The 5,584-nt window shown below is 42.1% G+C and carries 5 protein-coding genes; all 5 read left to right on the forward strand.

Annotation, left to right across the window (positions count from 1 at the left end; genetic code table 11):
* Positions 1 to 159 precede the first annotated feature (159 nt).
* From VN429_RS01275 to VN429_RS01295, 5 genes are read left to right on the forward strand one after another with little or no spacing between them, the layout of a single operon-like run.
* Positions 160 to 1,776: an ABC transporter substrate-binding protein gene (locus VN429_RS01275; RefSeq protein WP_325628950.1), complete on the forward strand. Its 1,617-nt coding sequence runs from the start codon at positions 160 to 162 to the stop codon at positions 1,774 to 1,776.
* Positions 1,777 to 1,795: 19 nt separating this feature from the next.
* Positions 1,796 to 2,761: an ABC transporter permease gene (locus VN429_RS01280; protein ID WP_325628952.1), complete on the forward strand. Its 966-nt coding sequence runs from the start codon at positions 1,796 to 1,798 to the stop codon at positions 2,759 to 2,761.
* On the forward strand, positions 2,758 to 3,600 hold the full coding sequence (gene nikC / locus VN429_RS01285) for a nickel transporter permease (RefSeq protein ID WP_325628954.1): 843 nt from the start codon (positions 2,758 to 2,760) through the stop codon (positions 3,598 to 3,600). Before VN429_RS01280 ends, nikC begins: the two co-directional genes overlap by 4 nt.
* A complete protein-coding gene (locus VN429_RS01290; protein ID WP_325628956.1) occupies positions 3,597 to 4,541 on the forward strand; it encodes an ABC transporter ATP-binding protein in 945 nt (314 codons plus the stop codon). Before nikC ends, VN429_RS01290 begins: the two co-directional genes overlap by 4 nt.
* A complete protein-coding gene (locus VN429_RS01295; protein ID WP_325628958.1) occupies positions 4,534 to 5,469 on the forward strand; it encodes an oligopeptide/dipeptide ABC transporter ATP-binding protein in 936 nt (311 codons plus the stop codon). Before VN429_RS01290 ends, VN429_RS01295 begins: the two co-directional genes overlap by 8 nt.
* Positions 5,470 to 5,584 lie beyond the last annotated feature (115 nt).

Genomic DNA, 5,584 nt, shown 5'->3' on the forward strand with positions numbered 1-5,584 from the left:
GATTACTCATCTGATCTGATGATAATCGCTTTTTCTTGATGATTGAATACACATCATCAAAGAGGAGAGGCAGCCCGGATAATGGTTATTCGATGCTTCACGATTCTGCATTGGTCACTTTGATGACCTTTGTTATATTAACTGGGTTTTGTGGTTTGTATGAAAAAAACAGGGCATGTATTACTTACCGGACTATTTCTGGTTACGTTGGTTTTTATTACAGCAATTCCTCTTGCAGCTGGTGCTGAGAGCACCTTAACTGTCGGACTCTCTGAGATGAAAGTGAAAGGATATAGCGGTGGTCTAGATGCACAGGCATACAATGCACCAATGCCGGTATATTCCCAAGTGTATGATGCATTGGTTGAATACGGAGATGGTGGTGAGATAAAACCTGGGCTTGCCGAATCATGGGAAGTATCCTCTGATGGAAAGGTGTACACGTACCATCTTCGCAAAGGAGTTCAGTTCTCAGATGGCACTCCATGTGACGCAAATGCAGTCAAGTTTAGCATGGAGCGGCTCCAGAAAAAGGATTCAGCCGCTTGGATGAGCATGGATGACTTCTCAAAAATTGAAGTTGTTGATGATAACACGGTAAAGATCTATTATGATAAACCATCCTATTCAATTCTCCAGGAGATGAGTTTGTGCAGGCCACAGCGGATAATGAGCCCGAACTCGGTAAATCCAAAAGGGGATCCAAACGGAACTTTTGAAACACCGATTGGAACAGGTCCATTCAAATTTGAGAGTTATACAGATGGAAAAGAATATGTTCTTGTTCGAAATGACAAATACTGGGGTGAAAAACCAAAAGTCGATAAGATTGTGTTTAAATTAATCCCTGATGAAAATACCAGGACAATGGCTCTCAAATCAGGTGAAGTTGATATTCTGGGATCTGGTCTATCAACAATAGAACCGAGCAGAGTTCAGGATCTCGAATCAACAAGTGGGATCTCCATTGAAAAACGTGATGGAGATATGGCAATTGGCCTTATTCCGAATTATTCAAAGGGACCTCTGGCAGATGAGAAAGTCCGTGAAGCATTAAACCATGCAATAAACACGAAATCGATTGCATCAGATCTGTTTGAAGGGATCTATACTCCAGGCAAAGGTGCATTCTCAACTACTATACCATACTTTAAGCAGGCCGTTGAATCGGGTGTAGTTTCCGGATATGATTACAATCCTGATAAGGCAAAAGAACTGTTATCTGTTGCTGGATATGAAGACACAAACAATGATGGAATACGCGAAAAAGGCGGCTCTAACCTTGAACTTAATTTAATAATTCCAAGTTTAATGCCCTGGTCTGGATACGGAGTATCTGATCAAAGGCCTCTTGCAGAAACAATCCAGGCAGATCTGAAAAACGTCGGCATAAAAGTCAATATTAATTCAATGGAAGGAGGAGCATGGTGGGATGCAGTCACAAAATCTCATGATTATGACATGTACATCTATGGTCCCTGGGGAGTAATTTACGATCCGCTCATCACGCTTAAGGCGTACTGGTACACGGGAGGCAGACTCCAGTATTCAGATCCAGCACTTGATACGATGATCGACAATGCATACGCCTCAACAGATGAATCATCACGCCAGCAGATCTTAAACAACATCTTCACCTATCTGCAGGATCACTCACTGATGATTCCAATCTATCAGGATGAGAAGATTTTTGCTACCCAGTCAAAGGTAAAAGGATTTGAGATCCCGGCATCAGACTTTATCTTTAACCTGAAGACTGTCGAGGTCTCCTCCTGATCTTTTTTTGTACAGGATCATGAATTACGGCATTTTAACACGACTTGTTTTTGTTTTCCCAACGTTAATCGGTGTAACCCTGATAACATTCGGACTTGTTTTTCTCTCTCCGGGAGATCCCGCTGAAATTTTGCTCCATGAGCAATATGGGAGTGTTGATCCAAGTGCCGAGGTTGTCGCAGAGTTCAAAGAAAGTCATGGACTCAATGACCCAGTACTTGTTCAGTATTATCACTGGTTATGCCGGATTGCAACTGGCGATTTCGGAATCTCTTTCAGGACTGGAAATCCGGTATTTGATGAATTCTCATCCAGGTTTTCTTTAACACTACAGATCGCACTATTTTCTGAAATACTTGCCTTTCTCATTGCCTTGCCCCTTGGAATCATATCAGCCTGCAGGCAGAACAGTTGGATAGATCATCTGACACGAGCCATCGCCCTGTGTGGTATCTCAATTCCGGGATACTGGCTTGGAGCTGTATCGATTTTTGTTTTTGCTCTCTGTTTGAGATGGGTCCGGGTTCTTGAGGATAGTTATCCGACGATGCTGATTCTTCCGGTTTTGATCCTTACATTTGCTCAAATGAGCACATTAATGAGACTGACGAGAGCCGGAATGCTTGAAACATTACGGCAGAACTACATCAGAACTGCACGATCAAAAGGACTGAGTGAGCGGAGAATTGTATGGGTGCATGGGCTGAAAAATGCAATAATTCCGGTTATTACGATATTCTGCATGCAACTTGGAAGCCTTGCAGCAGGAACGGTGATTATTGAAACCGTTTTTACACTTAACGGAGTTGGCAGTTTCCTCATTGAGTCAATTTATTCACGCGACATTCCTGTAATCCAGGGTTTTTTCCTTATAATTGCGCTTATGTATATTATCGTCAATCTGTTTGCAGATATTGTATACTGTATAGTGGATCCCCGTGTCAGAATCCGTGGTATGACACCTGAATCTGGAGATCTGCTATGAGTCGTATGTATGATAAACTCAAGATGGATAGATCAGTACAGGTAGGCTTCTGTATTCTGCTCATTGTTATCATTCTTGGTGTATGTGCACCATTGATCACATCAGCAGATCCATACCTGGTAAATCTCTCTGAACGTCTGCAATCTCCATCATACCAGCATATCATGGGAACCGATGAACTGGGAAGAGATTACTTTAGCAGGTTACTATACGGAACCCGGGTCTCTCTTCTCACGGCAATTGCAGTAACTTTTGGATGCCTGATAATAGGAGTATCCATAGGTCTCATTGCCGGGTATGCAGGTAATGTCGTCGATGAGATCCTGATGAGAATTGTAGATATTTTTCTCTCCTTTCCCTCTCTTCTCCTCGCATTTGCGGTTGCCGGCCTTTTGGGTCCATCTACTTTTAATCTTATCCTTGCCATGGTTGCAACCGGGTGGGTTTCCTATTCTCGTGTTATCAGATCTGAAGTTCTTGTTGTAAAAGAGCAGGATTTTATCTTATCAGCAAAGGCGATAGGCTGTAATCATTTCAGAATTATAACCCGCCATATCATTCCAAACATTATTGGACCTATTATTGTCCTTGCAACCCTTGACATTGGTATCGTTCTCCTGGGAATCTGTGGAATGAGTTATCTGGGTCTTGGATCCCAGCCTCCGATTCCTGAATGGGGATCCATGCTAAATGCAGGGCAGAAATATATGGGAACTGTTCCAACGCTTATGTTTTTCCCAGGATTTATGATCTTCATCACAGTATTTTCATGTAATCTGGTCGGAGATGGTCTGCGGGATGTCCTGGATCCAAAGAACGTGGATGGTGTGCAGGTTTGATTGTCAATGCATCATCTCTACTTAATGTCCAGGATCTCTCTGTTACATTTTTTACAAACAACAAAAATATCGAGATATGTTCAAAGGTCTCCTTTTCTATCAGGCAGAATGAACGGGTAGGTCTTATCGGCGAGAGTGGGTGTGGAAAAACAATTGTTGCCCTCTCTATCCTGAGATTACTCGCTGATAGTGCCAAAATTGAAGGTCGGATTATTTTTGAAGGGCTCAATCTTGTAGATTGCAGCAATAGAGATCTTCAAAGAATCAGGGGAACTGAAATATCGATGGTTTTTGAACAACCAAAAACCTGTTTGAACCCCGTTTATTCAATCGGGTGGCAGATATCAGAATCAGTGAAAAAATGTATGCATCTTTCAGGAACTGTTAGGGAAGAGCAGGTCAAAGACTTACTTGTATCTGTCGGGATGGATCCAGACTGGCATCATCAGTTCCCTCATCAATTAAGCGGAGGTATGCAACAGAGAGTCATGATTGCAATGGCAATGGCATCTCACCCAAAACTCCTGATTACTGATGAACCTACTACCGCATTGGATCTGATAAACCAGGCACAGATTCTCGATCTCATAAAAGAGAAAATCAGAACCCAGAACTGTTCTCTTCTTATTATTACCCATGATATTGATGTAGCCTCTGAACTTTGCGATACTATCATGGTCATGTATGCCGGGGAAATTGTTGAGATATGCGATATTGCAACCTTTTTAAAAAAACCTCTTCATCCATATTCTCATGCACTCATCAGTGCCATGGCAGGTTCAGATCTGAAACCGATCCCTGGTGTTGTTCCTGAATTCGGTTCCCTTCCTTGTGGGTGCAGGTTTCATCCACGGTGTCGGGTTTCTACTCATATATGTACGACACACCCTCCTCTTGTAAAGGAGGTCCCGAGTGGGTTTGTCAGGTGCCATCATGCTTGAACTTGTCAATATTTCAAAGCAGTATTCATCCGGGTTTTTCAGAAAAAAAGCCATTTTAGCAGTAGACTCTGTATCACTTTCGATTTCCCCTGGAGAAACGGTTGGAGTTGTTGGTGAGAGTGGTTCTGGAAAAACAACCCTTGGATTGATCGCCACTCATCTGGTACAGCAAACATCTGGAAAATTATTCTTTAATGGAACACCGGTCAATTCAAATCTCTCAGATGTTCTGAATCTGCGAAAACATATCCAGATAGTATTTCAGAATAATGAATCAGCTCTCAACCCACGGATGACCCTTGAGCAACTTGTTGTTGAACCACTTGTTGTGCACCATCTGGATTCATCAAATAAGGCTGTAAGTATTCTCCTAAAAAGAGTAGGACTAGGCCAGGATCTTCTTCATCGATATCCACATGAATTATCTGGGGGCCAGCGTCAGAGAATTTGTATCGCAAGGGCGATATCATTGCATCCGCAGTATATTATTGCAGATGAACCGGCAGCTTCCCTGGATTATTCTGTTCAGGCTCAAATTCTAGAATTACTGAAAGAACTGCAAAAAGAAGAGGGCATTGGATACCTCTTCATTTCTCATCATCTGAAAGTTATAAAGATCATGGCAGATGTTGTTGCAGTGATGTACAAGGGAAGGATTGTAGAGCAGAGTGATACGATACGATTTTTTGAATCTCCGCTGCACCCCTACTCTCAAGCTCTTCTGCTCTCAATGCCTGGATATCACCGGAGAAATTCACAGGATACACTTAAAATCAGGGATAATCTGCACATTCAGAATAGTTCAGGATGCCCTTACTATCTGCGATGCAGGATAAAAGAGGAAATATGTTCACAACTGAAACCTGAGCTTCAGGATAGAGGAGACGGACATTATGTAGCCTGTCATATACTGAAAAAATCAGGATAATGATGATGGGATTTCATGGTTTGGTCAAGGTTGGTGTTTTTTGTCATGTATTGTCAATCCTAACTCTGATCTGATGAATTTTTCACTATTTGGATGCAATCGAATCATTGATTGA

This window comes from Methanospirillum sp. (assembly GCF_035560735.1).
Taxonomy (GTDB): Archaea; Halobacteriota; Methanomicrobia; order Methanomicrobiales; family Methanospirillaceae; genus Methanospirillum.

Coding starts and splice junctions, on each gene's coding strand:
- VN429_RS01275 (WP_325628950.1), top strand. CDS start 160: ATGAAAAAAACAGGGCATGTATTACTTACCGGACTATTTCTGGTTACG.
- VN429_RS01280 (WP_325628952.1), top strand. CDS start 1,796: ATGAATTACGGCATTTTAACACGACTTGTTTTTGTTTTCCCAACGTTA.
- nikC (WP_325628954.1), top strand. CDS start 2,758: ATGAGTCGTATGTATGATAAACTCAAGATGGATAGATCAGTACAGGTA.
- VN429_RS01295 (WP_325628958.1), top strand. CDS start 4,534: ATGCTTGAACTTGTCAATATTTCAAAGCAGTATTCATCCGGGTTTTTC.